15 protein-coding genes and 2 pseudogenes are annotated in these 19,895 nt (G+C 46.0%); 2 read left to right on the top strand and 15 right to left on the bottom strand.

The annotated features are described in order from the left end of the window. The first annotated feature begins 147 nt into the window (after nucleotides 1-147). Nucleotides 148-687, top strand: coding sequence for a hypothetical protein (locus AC3WTP_RS12080; RefSeq protein WP_492394855.1), 540 nt, complete (start codon nucleotides 148-150; stop codon nucleotides 685-687). 55 nt (nucleotides 688-742) lie between these two features. Here the strand turns inward: AC3WTP_RS12080 and AC3WTP_RS12075 are convergent, their stop codons facing one another. The 14 genes and pseudogenes from AC3WTP_RS12075 to AC3WTP_RS12010 form a co-directional block, all read right to left on the bottom strand. Next, complete coding sequence (locus AC3WTP_RS12075) at nucleotides 743-1,225, bottom strand: hypothetical protein (protein WP_492394854.1); 483 nt, start codon at nucleotides 1,223-1,225, stop codon at nucleotides 743-745. A 121-nt stretch (nucleotides 1,226-1,346) separates the two neighbouring features. Next, nucleotides 1,347-1,979 carry a methyltransferase gene (locus AC3WTP_RS12070; protein WP_492394853.1) on the bottom strand — a complete coding sequence of 211 codons (633 nt, stop codon included), beginning with the start codon at nucleotides 1,977-1,979 and terminating at the stop codon, nucleotides 1,347-1,349. 43 nt (nucleotides 1,980-2,022) lie between these two features. Beyond that, nucleotides 2,023-3,123 (bottom strand): threonine aldolase family protein, encoded by a 1,101-nt coding sequence (locus AC3WTP_RS12065; protein ID WP_492394852.1) that lies wholly within the window; start codon nucleotides 3,121-3,123, stop codon nucleotides 2,023-2,025. A 184-nt stretch (nucleotides 3,124-3,307) separates the two neighbouring features. Beyond that, nucleotides 3,308-7,927, bottom strand: a complete 4,620-nt coding sequence (locus AC3WTP_RS12060; RefSeq protein WP_492394928.1) for a SpaA isopeptide-forming pilin-related protein — start codon at nucleotides 7,925-7,927, stop codon at nucleotides 3,308-3,310. 258 nt (nucleotides 7,928-8,185) lie between these two features. After that, nucleotides 8,186-8,851: a class D sortase gene (locus AC3WTP_RS12055; RefSeq protein WP_492394851.1), complete on the bottom strand. Its 666-nt coding sequence runs from the start codon at nucleotides 8,849-8,851 to the stop codon at nucleotides 8,186-8,188. Nucleotides 8,852-9,027: 176 nt separating this feature from the next. Beyond that, nucleotides 9,028-9,147, bottom strand: a pseudogene (locus tag AC3WTP_RS12050) (GNAT family N-acetyltransferase); the annotation flags it as partial. Continuing rightward, the gene (locus tag AC3WTP_RS12045; RefSeq protein WP_492394927.1) at nucleotides 9,131-9,919 is read right to left on the bottom strand and encodes a phosphotransferase family protein; all 789 of its coding nucleotides are present in this window, start codon (nucleotides 9,917-9,919) and stop codon (nucleotides 9,131-9,133) included. The pseudogene AC3WTP_RS12050 and the gene AC3WTP_RS12045, both read right to left, overlap by 17 nt. A gap of 333 nt (nucleotides 9,920-10,252) precedes the next feature. Then, nucleotides 10,253-11,104 (bottom strand): annotated as a pseudogene (rpoD, locus tag AC3WTP_RS12040) (RNA polymerase sigma factor RpoD); the annotation flags it as partial. Nucleotides 11,105-11,258: 154 nt separating this feature from the next. Next, entirely contained in the window at nucleotides 11,259-11,486 is a 228-nt protein-coding gene (locus AC3WTP_RS12035; RefSeq protein WP_492394850.1) for a hypothetical protein, read from the bottom strand. Nucleotides 11,487-12,112: 626 nt separating this feature from the next. Then, a complete protein-coding gene (locus tag AC3WTP_RS12030) occupies nucleotides 12,113-12,952 on the bottom strand; it encodes a Gfo/Idh/MocA family oxidoreductase (protein WP_492394849.1) in 840 nt (279 codons plus the stop codon). Between the two features lie 11 nt (nucleotides 12,953-12,963). Further along, entirely contained in the window at nucleotides 12,964-14,028 is a 1,065-nt protein-coding gene (locus tag AC3WTP_RS12025) for a Gfo/Idh/MocA family protein (RefSeq protein WP_492394848.1), read from the bottom strand. 83 nt (nucleotides 14,029-14,111) lie between these two features. Further along, nucleotides 14,112-14,993: a carbohydrate ABC transporter permease gene (locus tag AC3WTP_RS12020; RefSeq protein WP_492394926.1), complete on the bottom strand. Its 882-nt coding sequence runs from the start codon at nucleotides 14,991-14,993 to the stop codon at nucleotides 14,112-14,114. A 10-nt stretch (nucleotides 14,994-15,003) separates the two neighbouring features. Then, the gene (locus AC3WTP_RS12015; RefSeq protein ID WP_492394847.1) at nucleotides 15,004-15,957 is read right to left on the bottom strand and encodes a carbohydrate ABC transporter permease; all 954 of its coding nucleotides are present in this window, start codon (nucleotides 15,955-15,957) and stop codon (nucleotides 15,004-15,006) included. A gap of 80 nt (nucleotides 15,958-16,037) precedes the next feature. Further along, nucleotides 16,038-17,303 (bottom strand): ABC transporter substrate-binding protein, encoded by a 1,266-nt coding sequence (locus tag AC3WTP_RS12010; RefSeq protein WP_492394846.1) that lies wholly within the window; start codon nucleotides 17,301-17,303, stop codon nucleotides 16,038-16,040. Between the two features lie 278 nt (nucleotides 17,304-17,581). On the opposite strand from AC3WTP_RS12010, the gene AC3WTP_RS12005 reads away from it, so the two are divergent. Next, complete coding sequence (locus AC3WTP_RS12005) at nucleotides 17,582-18,763, top strand: acyltransferase family protein (RefSeq protein ID WP_492394845.1); 1,182 nt, start codon at nucleotides 17,582-17,584, stop codon at nucleotides 18,761-18,763. 42 nt (nucleotides 18,764-18,805) lie between these two features. Here AC3WTP_RS12005 and AC3WTP_RS12000 read toward each other — a convergent pair whose 3' ends face one another. After that, the gene (locus AC3WTP_RS12000) at nucleotides 18,806-19,783 is read right to left on the bottom strand and encodes an aldo/keto reductase (RefSeq protein ID WP_492394844.1); all 978 of its coding nucleotides are present in this window, start codon (nucleotides 19,781-19,783) and stop codon (nucleotides 18,806-18,808) included. Between the last annotated feature and the right edge of the window lie 112 nt (nucleotides 19,784-19,895).

The raw sequence follows: 19,895 nt of genomic DNA, 5'->3' as shown, positions 1-19,895 counted from the left end.
AAAAAGCCTGTTATCTTGCTCGAGCCTACCCATCCGTGCAGTACCTCGTCCCTGTAACACGGTTCTCCCCCCCGTTACTCCACCTAACCTGTGAGGGAACCACAAAGTTCCAGTTTATGTTATTATTGTTTCAAAGGGGGAGATGATTTGAAAAAATTAATGATATGTTTATTGGCTTCCACTTTACTCATATTGCCAGCTTGCAGTATTTCAAATGATCAGGACCAAGAAGTATCACCAGTGAAAATGGACAACAACATTAATGCAGCTGCTCCAATTATGGTAGAACACGACAAACTAAAAAAAGAATTTAGAGAATTCCAAAAGAGAATGTCTCAAGATAATGAAAATTTACGAAACACATTAAATCTTTCATTTAAAATATTCGCTGCTATGGAGGCACCTAACTATGATTACCTCCAGTCCGTCTCTTCCAAGAATGTTACGATTAATCGAGAGTCTAATACAATTGATTTTGTATACGGCGACAAACCCAACAGCTCAACCATACCAAAGAATATAAATTTACAGACACTCGAATTTAGAGGCCTTACAATTTCAAATGAAAACGAAGTAGAACTCGCATTCGCTAACGCAGATATTAAGAACGAATATACTGTTGAAATTTATATGCAATTTATAATGGAAGATGGATCATGGAAATTAGATGGTTACGTAACCAATTAAATGAACCCGTAGTAGGTCGAATAACTGTGGGGTATTTCACGAGTTCAAGAGGCCATCATTCTCGCGCTGCTCCATGATCTCCTGTGTTCGATGCGCAAGTATCAGCCTGCGATACCAAGCCGCCATCCAGCAGTTTTTTTAGCTTCTGAAGCTCATCTTCGTCTCGGATTACATTTTGCATAGGAGGTCCCTTGGGCTTACTGATCTTCTCTTCAATATAGGCTTTAATCGCCTCAGCGGTTTCATTGACACAGTCGCCATTAACAAATGTAATGGTGAGCGCAGTGTTCCCTGAAGAAAGCAGACTGATGACACTGTTATCGCATATATTTAGCACAAATCTCAAGTGTCCTGCCGTCCATCCTGCCCGCTTCAGGTGCACCTCCTCAATGTTGCAGATATAGATTAATCGATCTCCCAGCATCTCCGGCTTCATTAGAAAACGAAATAACCCGATGTGGCGCACGATCAAATAGTTCTCATAAACCTCCAGCCGATCTCCCGTTCCTCCATCTAAATAGTACAGCAGGTCGCTCATTCCGCTTGCCTCCTATTGAGTATCCGAATACGGCTCCATGCAGCTTCAGTCCGTGTTTCCTTAATTTTAGTATATCTATTATAAAATATTCATGCTCTGCTCATATGCGACCTTAAGCACGTTATGCACTCAGCCCTCCGATTCCACCATTTGCGTAGCGATAGATGACAAACCTTTCAGAAGGATCCTTCTCATACCAGCCGGGCAATCTCACTTCATCCACCATTTCGAACGGTGTGCGGTTCTCTAAATAATAGAGATAATCCTCTGACGGATAATAGAGAATGACATCGATCTCCCGCTCCGCCTCTGCCGCAGAATACAAGATATTGTTGATGACCTTAATGAATATTTGTACCGAAAATGGGTTAAAGAAATAAAACTTATTATCTCTCGGATCCACATCGTATTCTTCCGCCAAGCAGTTATGGAACTGAATGGAATCTGTGCTGTTCGGGGCTGCAGCCATATAGCTATTGCGGTTATCGATGGCTTCCTGGTAGAACGTCTCATTCATCTCAATCCCAGCAACATTTGCCTGAAAACGATAATGAATGTAGAAATTCAGCCGCCCTTTGCCGCAACCAAAGTCAACGAGATGATCGGTACTGCACAATGCATAATGATTGAATAGTTCCTCCAACGCTGCATAAGGTGTAGGCTCATAGGGATGATAATAGATCCGCTTATTGAGTTCCTTCTGATCGCCGACTGTCTTGATGTGCATCAGCGAATCATAATATTGCTCCTTCATTTACTCACTCCTGTTCCATTCCAAAGACCAATAACGCCATCCATTATCCGATGTTCAATGTCTTCATACGCTCACCAAGCATACGAATCATATGATGCAATCTTTCTTGCGGAATATTCGCATAGGAATCGCCGATGTTGCATTCATAGCAGCAGGATGCCTCACTTGTTTCCTTTAGGTAACGGGTTAATCCAATGCCGCATTCCTTATAAATAGAGACAAGAATCTCTTCAACCTTCTCTTTTGCAGCTGTAAAATGTACATGAAACATGTTAGACACAGGCTCGATCGGTCTTGTCGAGATACCCTCGCATTGGTTCAAATAGCTCGCAAGCTCTTTGGCCCCCGCATAATACTGCTCCATCTTATGCACTCGCTGATCAAAATAATGGTCAGCACTGATGATATACGGATAAAGGCTGATCAAGTCTCCGCCATGACGTCTCTTCCATATCTTCGATTCGCTCGTAAAGCTTTCACTGCCCGCCAGTATTGCGCCGGCGATTCCGCCAAACCCTTTGTAGAAAGAAATATAGACGCTGTCGAAGAGCTGACATATCTCTGCAGCTGACTTCTGATAATAGGGGAGCGTCTCGAAGAGCCTTGCTCCGTCCAGATGTAACTTTACCCCATGCTCTCGACAATAAGCGGAGATGGCTTCAAGCTCTTCATATGACGGCAATTGCCCGCCTATCTCACGCTGAGGCAATTCTAACAATAGACACGCGACCTCTTCCTTCATATGGAGAACATCTTCGAGTTGAACGCATCTGTTCTGATCCGCGAGCAGGACAGGCTCGATATGATGCAGCTCCTTCAAACCATCCTGTTCATGGATCTCCAGATGACATAATGGGTGATAGGCAACTTTCTTAAGCCCCTTCCGATCACACCATATTCGCAATGCAATCTGTTGTGCCATGGTGCCGCTTGGAAAGAATACGGCCGATTCTTTACCCAGACATGCCGCCATCTTCGCTTGAAAGTCTTCAATCACTTTCCCATTGCCGTACATATCGCTGTCCATAAGTCCATCTGCATTGTAAAATGCTTCTTTCAATACCTCGATATTTCGTGCTCCATGACCGGGTACCTTATACTCTGTCTGCTGATACATTTCCGATAATGATGTGCTAGCGCTCATGATACTTCCCGCTCCCTTCAGATGATCCCCTCATCTATGAATAATAAGAAGAGTATATTCCCGATTTAACCATATCTCAACAGGAATAGAGCTTATCCCCTACACTAGCAGCTCCTGAGATAAAAACAGCCGCCCACTGGATCTCTCCGTGGACGGCTGTTCTATTATTTCTCAAGTTATAACACTATTGGTTAGATACCAATCTCTTGCGAATGACAAACAGTGCGATCCCTGCTGCGATAAGACCGAATCCGAGCAGTTGAAGAGGCAGGTGACTCTCTTCTCCTGTCTTCGGCAATACGTTGCCTGATGAATCCTTATTAGAGTCCGGCTTGCTCGTTGGCTCCTTCTGAGATTTATCAGGATCAGTCTTACCGTTATCTCCAGTTTCCCCTGTCAGATCACCGGTATTCGTTCCTTTATCCGGCGTAGTCGGTTCTTGAGGCTCAACAGGATCTACTGGTTTTCCCGGATCTACAGGCTTTTCAGGGTCCGGTGTCGGATCTACCGGATCTACCGGATCTACTGGTTTTTCTGGATCCGGATCTACCGGATCAACTGGAACACGAGTGTTCTCTACCGTTACAGCTGCCTCTGAATCAGCTACAACCTTAAACGGCGTTAGATCCTTACTCAAGTAGTAACCGTGCGGTGCTGCAGTTTCTTGCATGTAGTACATGCCCGGCACAAGACCCGTTACAAGCAGTTCTCCGTTATCGCCCGTTACCAATTCTGCCATCTCTTGACCCGTCTTATCTTTGAGCGGTTCTTTGTTGGCATCCAGAATTCGGAACTTGGCTCCTGCGAGCTTCTTGCTCGGAAGACCTTTTTCCGTCTTGGTCAGCTTGACTGACCCTACTGGATCCGGCTTTGGATCTGGATTCGGAACAAATGGAACACGAGTGTTCTCTACCGTTACAGTTGCCTCAGAATCAGCCACAACCTCAAACGGTGTTAAATCCTTACTCAAGTAGTAACCATTCGGTGCTGCTGTTTCTTGCATGTAATACATGCCCGGCACAAGACCCGTTACAAGCAGTACTCCGTTCTTATCCGTTACGAGTTCTGCCATCTCTTGACCCGCCTTATCTTTGAGCGGTTCTTTGTTGGCATCTAGAATACGGAACTTGGCTCCTGCGAGCTTCTTGCTCGGAAGACCCTTCTCCGTCTTGGTCAGCTTGACTGACCCTACGAGCAGTTCATTACTGAATTCCTTCTTCAGCGTGCTTACTTCATTGATCTTGATCGGTAATGGTTGGCTCGACAGCTTATATCCTTCTGGAGCTTTCGTTTCAACGAGTTGATAGTCGCCATACTTCAGATTAGGTATGGTCAACACTCCATCTTGGTTCGTTGTCAGTCCGCTCTGCAGCACCACGCCTTTCTCATTCCACAGCTCGAATTGAGCGCCTGCAAGAGGCGAATGGTTATCTGCATCGACCTTCAACAGTTCGATAGCGCCGAGAAGCGCTTCGTTCTTCATGGTCTCTGTCTTAGGAGTCACTTGCTTCTCTTCAATCGTAAATGGTATCGGCTTAGCATCCAACTTATAACCGTGTGGAGCTTGAACCTCGATTAACTGATATTTGCCAGGAGTCAGATCAGTCAGATACAGTTTGCCATCAGCATTCGTCTTGAGTTCAGTCTTCCCAAGAACATCGCTGTATGTTTTACCATCATCTTCCTTCTGGAGCTTGAATACAGCTCCTTCTAATGTGAGGGTATCATCGTCCTGATCCACCTTCGTTAATTCGAAGTTCCAATTGCCTTTTACGTTCGACACGGTGATGCTTGGTAAAGACGCATTAAATGTGATCTTCTTGCCGACCTTATACTCTTCATCAAGCAGATAGCCAGCTGGAGAAGCAAGCTCCTTCAGCATGTATTCTTTGTATTTATAATCCTTGAATACAGCTACACCATTTTCATCCGTCACAAGCTCTTGCAGCAGCACATTCCCAGTCTTGTCATAAAGTCCGAACTTGGCTCCTGCTAACGGTTTACCCGTACCCGCATCGACTTTAACAACTTGAAGGTCTCCTCTGCCAGCGGTTGCTCCGCCGCCAGCTCCAGCGAACACAACAGTTATTTCCACGTCCTCTGAATTATCAACTGTTGCGGAGGACTTTCCTTTGAAACTAGCATTGTTGGTTATTTTCTCGCCGTTGCCAGCATTGATAAATGACTTGTACTTCAGGGTATATGCCGTTTCGATCGGCTGCTTAAACTCAAGTGTATAGGTGTTGCCTTGGATGTCCAAGCTGTACTCATCAGCCTTAACAAGGCTTCCCTGAGTCAGATTGCCGTTCTCATCTGAAACCGCATGATACAGCTGGAATGAATCTGGCAGCAGAATTTGATTCGCTGACAGCTCATCCGTGAGAATTGCATCTTCTATATGCGATTGACTCTGGTTGATCTCGATCTTCCAGTTAGCAAGCTCGGATTCAGCTCCAGTACCCTGACCGCCTGTCTTCGAGACGTATTCTCCGCCATGTGTAGGTTCAACAGTGGTAGACTTGTTGAATAGCGTCTTGGATGGATCCGTATCATACATAGTCGCATTGTTGCTGTATGTGTCGTGTACGAACAAGCCATCAAGGCTCGTCTTATACGTGATGCGATATGCAGAGTTAATAGGATTAACAAACTTAACTTCAAAGCCGTCCATGCCATTCTCATTTTTCTTATCAAATGTATAGAGGCTCTCATCAAGCTTGTCTCCAACTGTTACTCCATCGCTGCCGCCTGTCAGATTAAGCTGATGTATAGTTAATGAATTCTCTACCCAATTCTGACCGGTTGAATAGAAGTCTCGGACTATCGCTTTACTAACATTGTGAAGATTGTAGTTCACATCAATGGTCCATGTGATTTCCTTCGTCTTTGCATTGTAGCTGCCGGTTTTCTGACCATTGTCCTTCGTGAAATTATCTAGAGTATGCTCAGCGTACTTATTGATCTCTTTCTGAGGTATGCCGCCTTCTTTCCAATTCAATGTGGCACCATTTTTATATGTAATCTTCTTGATGTCATCCATATTGTAGAAGGTCGGATCAAACTTAGTCTTATACCTGATCACATGGTAAGTATCGATATTACGTAGGAATGTAATCTTGAATCCATCTTCATTCGGATTCACTTCTAACTTATAATCCGTTTTAGGATCTAAGCCTGAAATGACCAAGGAATCAGGAATCATTGTCAATCCTTGACCAGCGAAGCTGTCCGTGATAACGACATTCTCCATAACTTTCTTGTCTTCATTTAGCGTAAGAATCCACTCTAATGTTTTTTCCTTGTATTCAATATTGCCAGGATATTTATGGAAGATTACTTGATTCATATCTCGTGAGATAGTTTGCGAATCAGTGTTCGGAATCTCAGCCGTATTGGTAACCGTCACCTTATCATCATACACTCGATCTTTCGCTATTGTTGTATAGTCGACTTTGTACGCTGCGTTTGAGCTACCGACTTGATTAAACTTGATTTCGAAACCATCGGAAGTCTCAGTAAGAGTATAATCCGTTCCAACTGTAAGCTCTTTTCCTGTTACTGCACTACCATTATCATTAAACGTCGTCTCATACACTTTAAGAGAACCTGGAACCAATTGAACAAGAGTCGTATCGAATGTATCTTTGATCCATGCATCTGCTGCATCAATATCACGCTTGCTATAATTGTATTCTATCTCCCAGGCGATTTCTTGCTTAGTAGCATCATACCCAGCCGCCTTTTTCGTCAGCGGTTTATTGAAGCTTACTGAAACTGTAGCAGACTTTGACATCGAAGTGGAAGGATCGTCTCCTGTCAGCACCGCATTGTTCTTGAACGTTACATCCTCTGTCTTCGTAATATCAGTTGTGTATACGATTCTGTAAGCGCTCGTGATGTCGCCTAGTTGAAGCTCGAATCCGTCAGCGGTCTGCTGCTTCTTATAACTCGTTTCTGGAATCGGCGTCGCTTCTTGAACTAAATCTCCATTCAGCATCACATTTAATCGATATACTTGAATTGAATTCATAACCATATCCAGTCCTGCTGTTGCATTTGGCTGACCTTCTATAGAAAAGTTATCCTTAAATACCGCATTCTTAATCGACTTTTCGCCTTTGTTTATATCAACGCTCCAGTCGATCTTGCTTGGATTCGTAGGCTTGTTCTTCACTCCTGATTTATTCATTTCTGTGGTATCTGTGCTTTTGAAATGAACAGGAATGGTCACTTGATTGCCTGCGAAGTTAAACGGGATCTTTTGCTGCGTGCTTCCAGACATATTGTCCTTGTCAAAATATCTCCAGACATAGAAGTAGCCATCCAACTCGTCGCCGTCGTTGATCTCCTTATTAAAAGTGAAAGTAACTAGCCCTTCCGGTGTCACATGGTATGTCCCCACACCACCATCCAGTTCATCACTCTGCTCTACAAAGATCTCAAACTGGTCAGGCAGTTCGAACATAAAGGTATCTCCTGCATGATACGGGTGACCTGCAGGCAGCTTCCAATCAAATGATATCTTCACGTATTCATGTTGATCCGGTCGGACATTTTGAATTAAGTTACCTTTCTGATCTGTTATGACCACTTTAGTAATAATATTTTCCTTGATGCTTCCATAAACAGCTTGGGTAACACCATCCTGATCGGAGCCGGAATATACATTTTGCGTAACACTTTCCTGTGCTGAAGCTCCTGAATTCCCCTTATCACTTGCGCTAACGAATGAAGCCGGCAGCAAGAGATTAAACAATAACCCGATAGTTAGCACAATCGATAAGGGTTTCCTTAGTTTCCTCATAATTGACAACTTTCTCTCTCCCTTCTGAAACTAATTGTCAATGAATCTCTTCTCTCTATACTTGTTGCATCTTATACTGCGTCTATCGACGATTCCAGACAACACCACCTTAAAATATGAAAATATGTATATAAATTGTGTATAACAAGGGTGCTAACCTACTATACAGGATAAAAACAGGATAAAAGTAAATAATTTGTTAATATTCAGAAACAAATATCGTATTTTCAGAAATTTGCATAAATATTCATATACCAGCTATTTTTCACTTGCAACTGTAACAGCATCTTTTTCAGTTATCTTACCTTTGATAATTAACCGATGTGTGGGGTCTATCATAGGCTCACAAGTGACCAAGGTTATCTCTTTGTCCTTGTCATTTCCCTCCAGCACCCATACTTCCTCCGGCTTCACAACTAGCTTCTCTGTTACGATATATTTATACTGTTGATCCCCGGTATCAACCTGTATCGCATCGCCTTCTTCCAGTTCATCGAGCCGGTTAAAGTTCCTTCCGAAGGTGTAGTTGCGATGACCCGCAATAGCGTAGTTCCCTACTTCTCCTGCTTTACCTGTATTTTCGATACTGGCTGCCGTCGTTTTCATATTGCTCTGCGTCGCGCCATGCAGGATCGGCAACTGGAGATCAATCTTATCGATCTTCAAGATTCCTTCCATATCTGGATTGACTTCAAAGTCATGTTTAGATATGGGCTGCTGATTTTTCGCAACCTCAGATTGTTCCTTCTGATCTGTAGTCTCCTCCGTCTGAGAAGACACACTCTGAATGTTGTTGAAGCTTTCCTGCCACTCCTGCACAAGCTGCTCCTGCTGATCCGAATAATACATTTCAGACAGCTTTGGAAAGCTAAGAACAACGATCCCCGCAACAATCAGCAGTACGGACAATATTTTAATTTTCATCGAGTCATCCTTTCCACATCTTGCTTCCATGCTTAATGGCTCTCAAAATATTCCTAAATATTAACACTACAATAATAATACTAATAAAACAATAATTATAATTAAATTAGAGAGAAAATTATGCAATTGTGACGAAGATTGTCACAATTCAATGTTCACAATGTGATAAAAATCAACTACATCTCCAGATCAACAATTCCCTTGCCCGACCATAATGAGGCTTCTCTTAACGTCCCCTCCGGCTGGAAGCCGTTCTTCAGCAGCACCTTCTTCGATACCTCATTCGCTGGCAAGATCACCAAGCTCCAGCTCGCTTAAATAAGGATTATTACTGATCAATCTCTTAACCTTATTTATCGTTCCTGAATCTAGAGGTATACCTCCTCTTCGATTCAACAGCAGCACCCTCATACAAGCGATGGCCTCGAATAGTTCGATCTCTTTCTCCGGAAGAGGATGTTCCGATACATACGCTTTACGAAACGCCGTGGCATATTTCTCACCGATGTACATTTTCATCAGAATAAGAGACCATGCAAAGTCATATCTCGAATCTCCTAATTGAACATTCGTCCAATCAATCACCGAGTAACGTCCTTCATCCTCTACTATATTATTCAAATGATAATCACCATGAATAACGCAGTCTTGTCGAAGGCCAGCTATACGGACCAGGCTGTTCACCGCTTGAGATAAATCGGGATGATCCTTTATTCCCGGGAAAAAATAATCAACAAACTTATAGACAGGCAGCTGCACATCCTCAATCTCAGCAGCAGGAATCTGATGAATGCTCGATAGAGTATGAGCAAGTTCCTTCATGATAGGTTCTTTAACTTTCTGGACGGGCGTTCCATCAAATAAGGTTAACAACACTTTATATCCACCGTCAGCATGCGTTCCCCAGCCCAATGGCATAGAAACTGGCAGTCCTCGCTCAGAGAGAGTCCTCAACATATGATACTGCATACGGACATCCGCACTAGAACCCCTGTTCCACAGCTTCAATACATAGCTCTCCTGATCAGAGCTGATCTTCATGACTTCGGCTTCGAACCCTTGCTTCATAGGATGAATGATAAGATTCTCTCGCTGCAGCAGCTCGTCCACTATAGCACTCTTCTCCACCCAGTTCATATCTCTTAACAGGTTGGCCATGTATGTTCCTTCTCTCCTATAAGAATTCATCCTACCAGATTGTAAATGGCGAACATGTCGAAAATACCTCTATCCTGCATATTATATCGAAAAATAGCTATAAAGGATATAAATTCCATAATAACTCTGATCGAAGTGATCAGTACAGGCTGGAAGGCCATCAAGCTGAACAGCTACATGTGAACATAAAATAAACAGCCGCAGACAGAGGCGATGATGCCGTCTGGTCTGTGGCTGTGTACATTAAAACATATAATCCTTTAGCTGCTTACTTCTGCTAGGATGTCTCAGCTTGCGCAGCGCCTTGGCTTCGATCTGACGAATACGTTCACGGGTGACACTGAACACCTTACCTACTTCTTCAAGCGTTCTTGGGCGTCCATCATCCAATCCAAAGCGAAGTCGGAGCACATTCTCCTCCCGCTCGGTCAGCGTATCTAATATGTTATCCATCTGTTCTTTCAACAGCGTAAAGGCCACTGAATCAGCGGGAGTCATCACTTCACGGTCTTCAATAAAGTCCTTCAGGTTAGAATCGTTCTCGTCTCCGATCGGTGTTTCAAGCGATACTGGTTCTTGAGCGATCTTCGCAATCTCCTGCACCTTCTCGACCGATAATTCCATTGCATCTGCAATATCTTGCAATGTGGGCTCTCTTCCATTATCCTGATGCAGCTGTCTTGATATCCGTGTGTACCGATTGATCGTCTCCACCATATGAACGGGAACACGGATCGTTCGACCTTGATCCGCTATTGCTCTCGTTATCGCTTGTCGGATCCACCAAGTCGCATATGTGCTGAATTTGAATCCCTTCGTATAATCAAACTTCTCAACAGCTTTCATCAGCCCCATATTACCTTCTTGAATCATATCAAGGAACAGCATACCACGGCCGTTATATTTGCGGGCAATACTGACGACAAGGCGCAGATTGGCTTCTGTCAATCTTTGCTTTGCCTGCTCATCGCCTGCCAGAATACGCTGTGCAAGCATGACCTCTTCCTCTCCCGTCAGAAGATGGAAGCGACCGATCTCTTTCAGATATAAGCGAACAGGATCGTCCACCTTCAGACCTGGAGGAAGCTCGTAATCATGGAAGTTGTTCAGATCAGCTGCACTTGCTTGATCTGTTATTCCGGTCTCGAGCTCTTCTCGATATTCATTTACCATCTTGCTCTAGCCCCCCTCGGTTGACGCAAACGGTTAATCATTGTATAAGCCTGTATGTTGGCATATGCTCTGGCGATTAACGGGATATGCTGCGCCACTCCACTTCAAACTCGCTTTCGAACTGTTTTCCCTTAAACTGGCTGTGTTCCTCTACCGCATTGCCGCATTCGCAAGCCATATGATCGGCTCCGTAATTGTCTGTACCGAAGGTTATCGCCTCATTGCGGTAGTCGCGGAACCCAGGAATGACACGATAAGCTCGCCCGCAGTTTAAGCATTCAATGACAAAGCCTGCTTGCATCATGAAAGCCTCCCTTATATTCTTTGATAAAGTTATTGACATTTCAACCGAAGTATGCTATATTATTTATTTATACATAATTTAGTCACTATATTATACTCTCTATTTGCAAAATAAACAATCTCTTTGCCTAGAAAATAATAAAGGGGCTGTCCTAAAAGTCATTTTTCTCATGTCTTTTGGGACAACCCTTCTTTGTTTCTACACCAATAAGAAACTGCTTAACTAGTCGATGAGACTGGATCAGCTGTCTTTTTATCCGATAGCACATACGGTGACAGCAAAGCCGTATGACCCACGCTTGAACGGACACAGGGGCCACTATTTCATGATTTCGGGGTATTTTTTGAGGGCTTGCGGACTCAGATGACGCTATTTTCTTCAAAACTAGCACTAAACGGCTAATTCAGGTCAAATAACGGCTCTACGGTCCGCTAGTATGGCGAATCAGTGGTGTATGCGGCAAATAGCGGCTCGTGTGTCCGCTCCCGGCCCTTGTAGATAGCTATCGATTTTATCGAATAGCTGACGCCACAACCGCATCGGCGTGCCGAAAAACAAGGGGCTTTCCCAGGTAGAAAAAATCTACTTTTGGGACAGCCCCTTGTTCGTTGATTAATCATTTACGCCTAGCGCGGAAGCTCCAACCATTGATAAGGCTGCTCCGCTGCTTTTAATCCGTATTCAATAATTGTAATAATAGCGATCGTCTCGGAAGCAGGCACCGTGATCCGACCTGTTTCGAAGAAGGTAATGAGATCTTGCATAAACAGCTGGAAGAAGTTCGATTCCGGCTTCACCAGCTTGCAGTCGCCCGCTTCATAATTGAGCGCCATGCTGAACGGGCACTCCCATCCAAAGTGGTGAATCGTCGCTTGCCGCCCATCCGCGAATCCGATCAGCAGCGCTGGTGATTGCGGCGTACCGATACTCATGACTCGCGTCGCATCAGGGCCCATTAACGAGATGATCGGCTCGATCTGATGGATGGAGTAGTTCTCGAGCTTTCCTGGTCCCCAGCTGGCAATGCTCTCGATTCCTTCGCGCTCTGTCGCGACGTACTCGGAAGCGAATCGCAGGGCTGACGATGAGTAGAGCGGCGTTCCATACTGCTCCGCGCGTTCGAATAAGCGCAGCGCTGTCGCTCGATCCGGCGCGAACGTCTTATCGATGTAAGTCGGCTTGCCTGATTGCAGCGGGATCTGCGCGAGCGCCTCATGCTGCTCTGGGTGATCTGGAGACAGCACGATCAGATAATCGCTCTTCTCTACTACCTCTTCAATCGTGTTCAGCAGCTCGACACCATGCTTCTCGCACCACGCCTCGTTGCTTAAACCCTGTTCAGCAGACTTCACTCCGTACGCGTAAGATACAATCATATTCCCGTTGCTGGCGGCTCGAATCCATTCAGGATAATTATTCGCGTGCCATTCGTCGAGATAATAATCGATGAATCCTATCTTCTTCATCTGAACGCTCCTTACTTCACGAAAGAGATTTCCTCACCTGTTTCCGATGAGTCATAGATCGCTTGAATGATCTTGGACGACATAATGACGGTATCGATATGTGACGACAATTTCTCGCCAGACTTGATGCAATCCAGGAATTCGTTGATTTCGTTCTTGAACATATCAGTCGCATTGTATTTCGGTGTCGTTTCAAGAAGAGTACCGTGCTTCGCGCTGTACATCTTGAAATCCGAACCATACTGCAGCCTAATCCCTGCCTTGTCCCCCAAGAAGTCAATGTACATCTCATCGACGCCAATATTTTGCGCCCAGGCACCATTTACCGTGATAGAAGGACCTTGTGTTCGAATCATAGCTGTTACGAAATCGTCCACATCGTATGTACCCTCATAATTAGGCGGTCCCGCCCACATGCCGATATACGAATAATTCTTCATGTCCTTGCCCAGCTTGGAATAGGCTTGACCAGTCACCGTTCTCGGCTCTGGGTCTCCTGTGCAGTACATCACGATATCGAGGAAATGCACACCCCAGTCAATTAACGCGCCGCCTCCAGCTACAGCCTTGTTAGTGAAGTCTCCACCGAGCCCTGGAATCGAGCGCTGTGCACGGAAGCTCACATATACGTGATACAGTTCCCCCAGCTCACCGTCGTCGATCAATTTCTTAATGATGTTCACACCGGTGTTGAATCGATTGACAACCCCAATGTTCAGAATCTTGCCGGTTTCATGCTGCACCTTCTGCATCTCGAGCGCTTCTTGATAAGTTCTTGCCGCAGGCTTCTCGCAGAGCACGTTCTTGCCTGCACGCAAGCAGTCGATCGCGATCGAAGCATGGCAATTGTTCGGTGTACATACCGATATAGCCTCAATCTCCGGATCAGCTAGAATCTCATGGTAATCCTCAATCGCTATGCCGCAGCCGTACTTCTCGACGGCTTGCTCTGCTCGCTCCTTTCTGATATCGCAGAAATATTTGATCTCTGCATTCGGATTTGCGAGATAAGCTGGGATGTGCGCACTGTTGGCAATCGTGCCGCAACCGATGACAGCTACTTTCATTTTACTCATGAATTGTCCCTCCGATTATATGTGGATATCGCACTGCAGCCGATGACGGCTACCTATATTTTACACTTAAATCTTCTTTTAGACTATTTAAAACCTGTCAATGCCGATCCAGAATTTATGAAATATTTTTGTCCAAAGAAATACAAGACGATCATCGGAATTGTCATAATTGTCGCTGCGGCCATTAATTGCTCCCACTGAGCGCCGTGATCCTGTTGGAAGCCTTGCAAGCCGATGGTAATGGTCCATTTCTCAGAGTCGTTCAGATAGATGAGCGGTCCCATAAAGTCGACATAAGACCATACAAAGGAGAACAGCACGATCGTGGCCAGCGCCGGCTTCAACAGCGGGATAATAATCTGCACATAGATTCGAAACTCAGAGGCACCGTCAATCTTCGCCGCTTCTGACAGCTCATTAGGAATGCCTAATAGAAACTGGCGAAGCAGAAAGATAAAGAAGGGAGCGCCGAAGAATGCACCGATCGTGAGCGGCAGTATCGTATTCACCCAGCCCAGCTCCGTGAAGATAATATATTGCGGAATCAATTGCACCTGCGACGGCAGAATCATCGTGGCTAAGACGATCGGGAATATAATCTTCCGCCCGCTCCAAGGAATCTTGGCGATCGAATACGCCACAAGCGGAGCAGCGAACAGTTGGCCCACGATATTAATGAAGCAGATCAACAGCGTATTGCCCATATAGCGGAAGAAGGGGATCGCTTCGATGGCAGCCGCATAATTGGACCATTGAAACTTTGTCGGGAGAATACTAGGCGGAAGCGCGAAGATCTCCTCCGGCGATTTGAGCGAAGTGAAGAAGAGCCAGGCAAACGGGAACAGAAAAATGATCGAGAAGAACAGGAGCGCAGTATGCGGCAATATGGAAGTACGCAGCTTGTAGGCAAAGCTGCTGCTGCGCTTCGGTCTGGCAACAACTTTTCTCGAGACTTGTGCACTCATCTCATTCACCCTACTCACCTCCGTAATAGACCCAGCGGCCAGAAGTTTTTAAGAGCACGAACGTAATGACCAATACGATCAGAAACAATATCCATGCGAGCGCTGAGGCATAGCCCATTTTCAAGAAGACGAACGCTTCTTGATACAGATTAACCGCATAGAACAGCATCGACTGGCCCGGTCCGCCCAACGGGCTGCCTCCAGCCACTTTGCCTCCCGACAAGATGTAGGATTCCGTAAAGATCTGAAACGCGCCGATCAATCCCATGATGAGCTGGAATAAGATGATGGGCGACAAGGCGGGAACCGTAATCCTCCAGAATCGATGCCACCAGTTCGCGCCATCGACCTGCGCCGCTTCATAGAACTGCTGCGGTATGCCTTGAAGCGCGGCCAAGAAGATCAGTGCGCCAGCCCCTGAGCCCCACAAGCTCATCAAGATGAGGGAGGGCTTCGTATAACTCGGGTCAAGCAGCCATGCGGGATCCGGCAGTCCAACGGAGCGCAGCATGATGTTGATTAATCCGAAGTCAGGATTCAGCATCCAAGTCCACAGCAGCGCGCTCGCTACGATCGGGATAACCGAAGGCAAGTAGAAGATCGTTCGATAGAATCGAATACCCTTCACTTTATAATTGAGCAGCATCGCCATCAGCAACGAGCTCGAGAGTGTAATGGGAACAGCGATGAACGCCATATAGAACGTATTGCCGAGCGACTTATAGAATGCGTCATCTACAAGAATATCCTTGTAGTTCTGCACGCCAACCCACCTAGGCGGGTTAAACAAGTCGTACTCCGTTAAGCTAAAGTACAACGAGCTAAGAAACGGATATACCGTAAATAAGATGAATCCAATAATCCACGGAGAAGCAAAGGCCAAGCCCTGCCAAAAATAGTGCCGTTCCTGTCTCGACTTCCCTGCTCTTTTCACAGATGGATTCATTGCTGCGGAGGCTCTCATCAGCTCATTCCTCCTTTCATCGCTAAGCTGGATCTAATCCTGGGCATCGCTGCTCAGAATCAGATCCAACTATGGTCCACTTATTTCACTAGCGGCTGAATCTTCTCTTTCACTTTCTTCAAGCCCTCTTCCATACTGATTTTCCCTCGTAAAATTGCGTCATACTGCACGCCGAACTCTGTCATATATTCGTTAGCAAAGGATGTCGCCGGAAACGACTTCAAGTTCGGGCTCGAGGAATACGCCAGGAACTCCTTGAATCCAGGAACGTCAGCGTACAGCGTATTCTCGAAGGCGGATGTTCTCGTTGGCAGGTTGCCGAGAGCCGCTGTAAATTCCGCCATTTGCTGCGGTTCCGTGATCCATTTCAGGAATTTCCATGATGCATCCGGGTTCTTCACTCCGTCGGGAATATAGAATACGCTTGTTGCAACGTTGCCCGGGTTCTTCATATTCGGGTTGTTCTCATCATACGGGATCGGCGCGATGCCGTAATTCAGATTAGGCGCGAACTGCTTAATGAAGGTTGGCAGCCATTCGCCATCGATCGTCATGGCATACTTGCCGGAGAAGAATGGATTCTGCGCGGACATATACTGCCCAAGCGCTGAAGAGAACCGATCCAGATTCTCAGAGCCATACTGATCCCAGATGCCCTTGGACAGCTCGATCGCAGCCTTCACGCCGGCATGATCTACCGTGATTTGCTTGGACGCTTCATCATAGAAAGAAGCGCCGTAGGCGTATGCGAATGTATACGCATCCATTCCTGGCCACAGTCCCAGCCGCTGCAGGCGGCCATCGCCCTCCACGATACTCAACGCTTTAATGTAATCTTTCAGCTGAGCGATCGTTTCCGGCGGACCGTCGAATCCGGCTTCCTTCAATATGTCTTTATTGTAGAACAGCATCGAGACGTGCATTGCGATCGGTATCGCATAGGTCTTGCCTTTGGACTGTGAGGAGCTTAATGCCGCCGGCACGAAGTCCTTCAGATCGACACTGTCTTTCTTAATATAATCATCGAGCGCCATCATCGCCCCGCGTTCTCCCCAAGGAACGACGTTCTGTCCGAACTGAGAAGCTATATCCGGGGGATTGCCGCCGGTAATCGCGGTGAGCTGCTTCTGATAATCGCTCTGGGACAACCCTTTAACCTTAATGTCCGGATTCGCTTCATTCCACTTCGTGATGAGCTTTTCAAGCGCTGCCGCCTCTGGTCCCGTCCAGCCGTACCAGAAGCTCAGCTCCACCTTATCTCCACCCTTGCCGCCTGAGCATCCAGCAGCTACGAATGAGAGCAATAGAACGAGAATAAGGCTCCATAGCATCGATTGTCGTTTCATGCTCTTCCCTCCTAGTCATGTGTTAGTGCTGATCATCCATACAGACTATCCATTGCCATGCTTACCTGTGAGCCTCGCATCACCTCCAGAGCAGGACGGCTCAGGTGCAGAAATGTTCAGTTATTTTCTCCGGTCCAACTTATCAATGAAGGATATTCCCTCCACATATGCCTAAGCTGTATCGATTGACATGACATTCTATACCAAGTATATTTATTACTTGTTTACCATATTTATGATTTATCTCTAATTCTTATTGCTGAGCGGGTGATGAAGCTATGAACAAGAAGATCATATATTTGGATGGATTGAGAGGGACAGCGGCTTTCATCGTCGTCATAACCCACTTCTTTCAGGTGTTTGCACCATACGTGTTTGAAGGGAACCGCGAGATTATCCACTTCGGCTTTGAACAATTCGCAGCGCAGACGCCTATTAATCTGCTGTTTAACGGGAACTTTGCGGTGTGCTTATTCTTCGTATTAAGCGGATACGTGCTGAGCCATCGCTATTTTCAATCGAAAGACCGCTCAATCGTCTACTTCTCAGCACTCAAAAGATATGTTCGGCTGGCCGTTCCCGCCTTCGCCTCTGTACTCATCGCTTATCTGATTATGGTTATCGGTCTCGGATACTATGATGACATCAACGGATTGACGAGAGCATCGATGCCTGATCCGTATCAAGCAGATCCAAGCATTCTGACGATGGTGCGGGAAGGGCTATTCAACACCTTCTTCACGCATGGCTCGCAATACAATCCCGTGCTATGGACCATGACTTACGAGCTGTTCGGCTCCTTTATCATATTTATTTTCTTGATAGCTCTGGGAGCACGACGGGTTCGCTTTATCGGATATGCGGTACTTGCTTGGTTCTTCATAGATTCCTATTATTTAGGCTTTGTTCTCGGGATGCTCCTAAGTGACTTGAAGAACAGCGGTAGGGATTGGCTCGGGTATATTCGTTATAGCTGGGTGAATGCGGCGCTTGTCATCATAGGCATTTATTTGGGGTCATTTCCTTATGTAAGTCCTGAGGGGACGGTATATTCCGTACTCGTATGGGGGGCAGGCAGCATCTCACTCTTCGTGTTCTATCACATCATCGGCTCCTTCTTGATCCTGACCGCCTTATTGAATTCATCTCGCATGCAGACCTTGTTCAGCCTGAAGCCTTTCGCTTATCTAGGTAAAGTGTCCTTTTCCTTATATCTCGTTCATTTTACGATCATCTGCTCCTTCTCTAGTTACCTGTTTCTGAAAATGAACCCCGCGCTTCCGTATGGAGTCAATGTACTGCTGACTACGATCATCTCGCTTGTACTTATCTTCGTTGCTGCGCATCTATTCTATCGTTTCATCGATGCCAAGACGCTCGCGTTTCTGGGCAGATGGCGCAAGCGCGATAAGCAGCATGTAACTTCGCGCGAAGAAACGAACAAGGCGTTCAGAGCATAGTCCGCTCTGAACGCCTTTGTCTTTAACGCATCATGATTCCGCTTATGGCATCGGTACTCCACGCGAAGCAATATATAGACGATACCATTCTTCTCTCGTCATCAGCTTCGATTGACGCTCCGCATCCTGACAAGCCAGGATACGCTCCGCATTCGCTGAGCCGATCACAGGCTGGATCATCGCTGGATGCTTCATCAGCCAGCCAAGCACGATAGCTTCTGGAGTCGTTTCCTTCTCCGCCGCCAACTGGCTCACCAGCTTCGCCGTATCCTGCACCGACTTCGACTCATTCTCAACAGATCTTCCAGAGAACAGCCCCTGTGCCAGAGGACCCCACGCTTGAATCTGAATCTTATTCATCTGGCAGTATTCCATCAATCCTTCAGCGAAGTTCACGGATGTGCCCGCTTTCTGATTCACATGTATTCCCTGATCGAGCCAATCCACGCGAGCCAGACTCATCTCCAGCTGATTCACAGCAAGCTGATCTGGAATCGCCTGCTGCAGGAAGCTGATCTGAGCCGCGTTCATGTTGGATACGCCGAAGTAACGAACTTTGCCCGAAGCTTTAAGATGACCGAACGCCTCAGCGACCTCTTCAGGCTCCATCAACGGATCTGGGCGATGCAGAAGCAGCGTATCCAGGTAATCTACGCCGAGCCGTTTCAAGGATCCATCTACGGTTGCTAGAATGCTTTCCTTAGAGAAGTCGAACATTCCTGGTGTGTCGCCCTCAGCCAGCTTAATCCCGCATTTGGATTGAATGATCACTTGATCCCGCATTCCAGGTCTGCTCTTTAAGATGCGGCTGAATGCTTCCTCCGCCTTCCCTCTTGTATATATATTGGCGTGGTCAAACATGGTGATTCCGATGGATAGAGCAGCATCAACTGCTTTCTCCGCCTTCAATACATCTTCTTGCGTGATAGGGTCGCTGTTCCACCCTCCGCCAAACGGCATACATCCTAGTATAAGCCGATTGGTATGAATTCCTCTTTGCTCTAACGGCATCATTTTCATGTCTAACCCTCCAGTAGATATGTATTTTCACTTCATCAGTATACAAGTTTAACGTGTGCAGATAAAGAGACATTATCTGACGTTAGCTCTTCCTTTCATTGACCTGTTTATG

It is taken from the genome of Paenibacillus sp. EB106-04-04-XG159, assembly GCF_058791835.1.
Note: the sequence above shows the minus strand (reverse complement) of the source record. Positions and strands in the feature narration are given on the sequence as shown.

Coding starts and splice junctions, on each gene's coding strand:
- AC3WTP_RS12075 (WP_492394854.1), bottom strand. CDS start 1,225: ATGAGCGACCTGCTGTACTATTTAGATGGAGGAACGGGAGATCGGCTG.
- AC3WTP_RS12070 (WP_492394853.1), bottom strand. CDS start 1,979: ATGAAGGAGCAATATTATGATTCGCTGATGCACATCAAGACAGTCGGC.
- AC3WTP_RS12065 (WP_492394852.1), bottom strand. CDS start 3,123: ATGAGCGCTAGCACATCATTATCGGAAATGTATCAGCAGACAGAGTAT.
- AC3WTP_RS12060 (WP_492394928.1), bottom strand. CDS start 7,927: ATGAGGAAACTAAGGAAACCCTTATCGATTGTGCTAACTATCGGGTTA.
- AC3WTP_RS12055 (WP_492394851.1), bottom strand. CDS start 8,851: ATGAAAATTAAAATATTGTCCGTACTGCTGATTGTTGCGGGGATCGTT.
- AC3WTP_RS12045 (WP_492394927.1), bottom strand. CDS start 9,919: ATGAAGCAAGGGTTCGAAGCCGAAGTCATGAAGATCAGCTCTGATCAG.
- AC3WTP_RS12035 (WP_492394850.1), bottom strand. CDS start 11,486: ATGATGCAAGCAGGCTTTGTCATTGAATGCTTAAACTGCGGGCGAGCT.
- AC3WTP_RS12030 (WP_492394849.1), bottom strand. CDS start 12,952: ATGAAGAAGATAGGATTCATCGATTATTATCTCGACGAATGGCACGCG.
- AC3WTP_RS12025 (WP_492394848.1), bottom strand. CDS start 14,028: ATGAGTAAAATGAAAGTAGCTGTCATCGGTTGCGGCACGATTGCCAAC.
- AC3WTP_RS12020 (WP_492394926.1), bottom strand. CDS start 14,993: ATGAGTGCACAAGTCTCGAGAAAAGTTGTTGCCAGACCGAAGCGCAGC.
- AC3WTP_RS12015 (WP_492394847.1), bottom strand. CDS start 15,957: ATGAGAGCCTCCGCAGCAATGAATCCATCTGTGAAAAGAGCAGGGAAG.
- AC3WTP_RS12010 (WP_492394846.1), bottom strand. CDS start 17,303: ATGAAACGACAATCGATGCTATGGAGCCTTATTCTCGTTCTATTGCTC.
- AC3WTP_RS12005 (WP_492394845.1), top strand. CDS start 17,582: ATGAACAAGAAGATCATATATTTGGATGGATTGAGAGGGACAGCGGCT.
- AC3WTP_RS12000 (WP_492394844.1), bottom strand. CDS start 19,783: ATGAAAATGATGCCGTTAGAGCAAAGAGGAATTCATACCAATCGGCTT.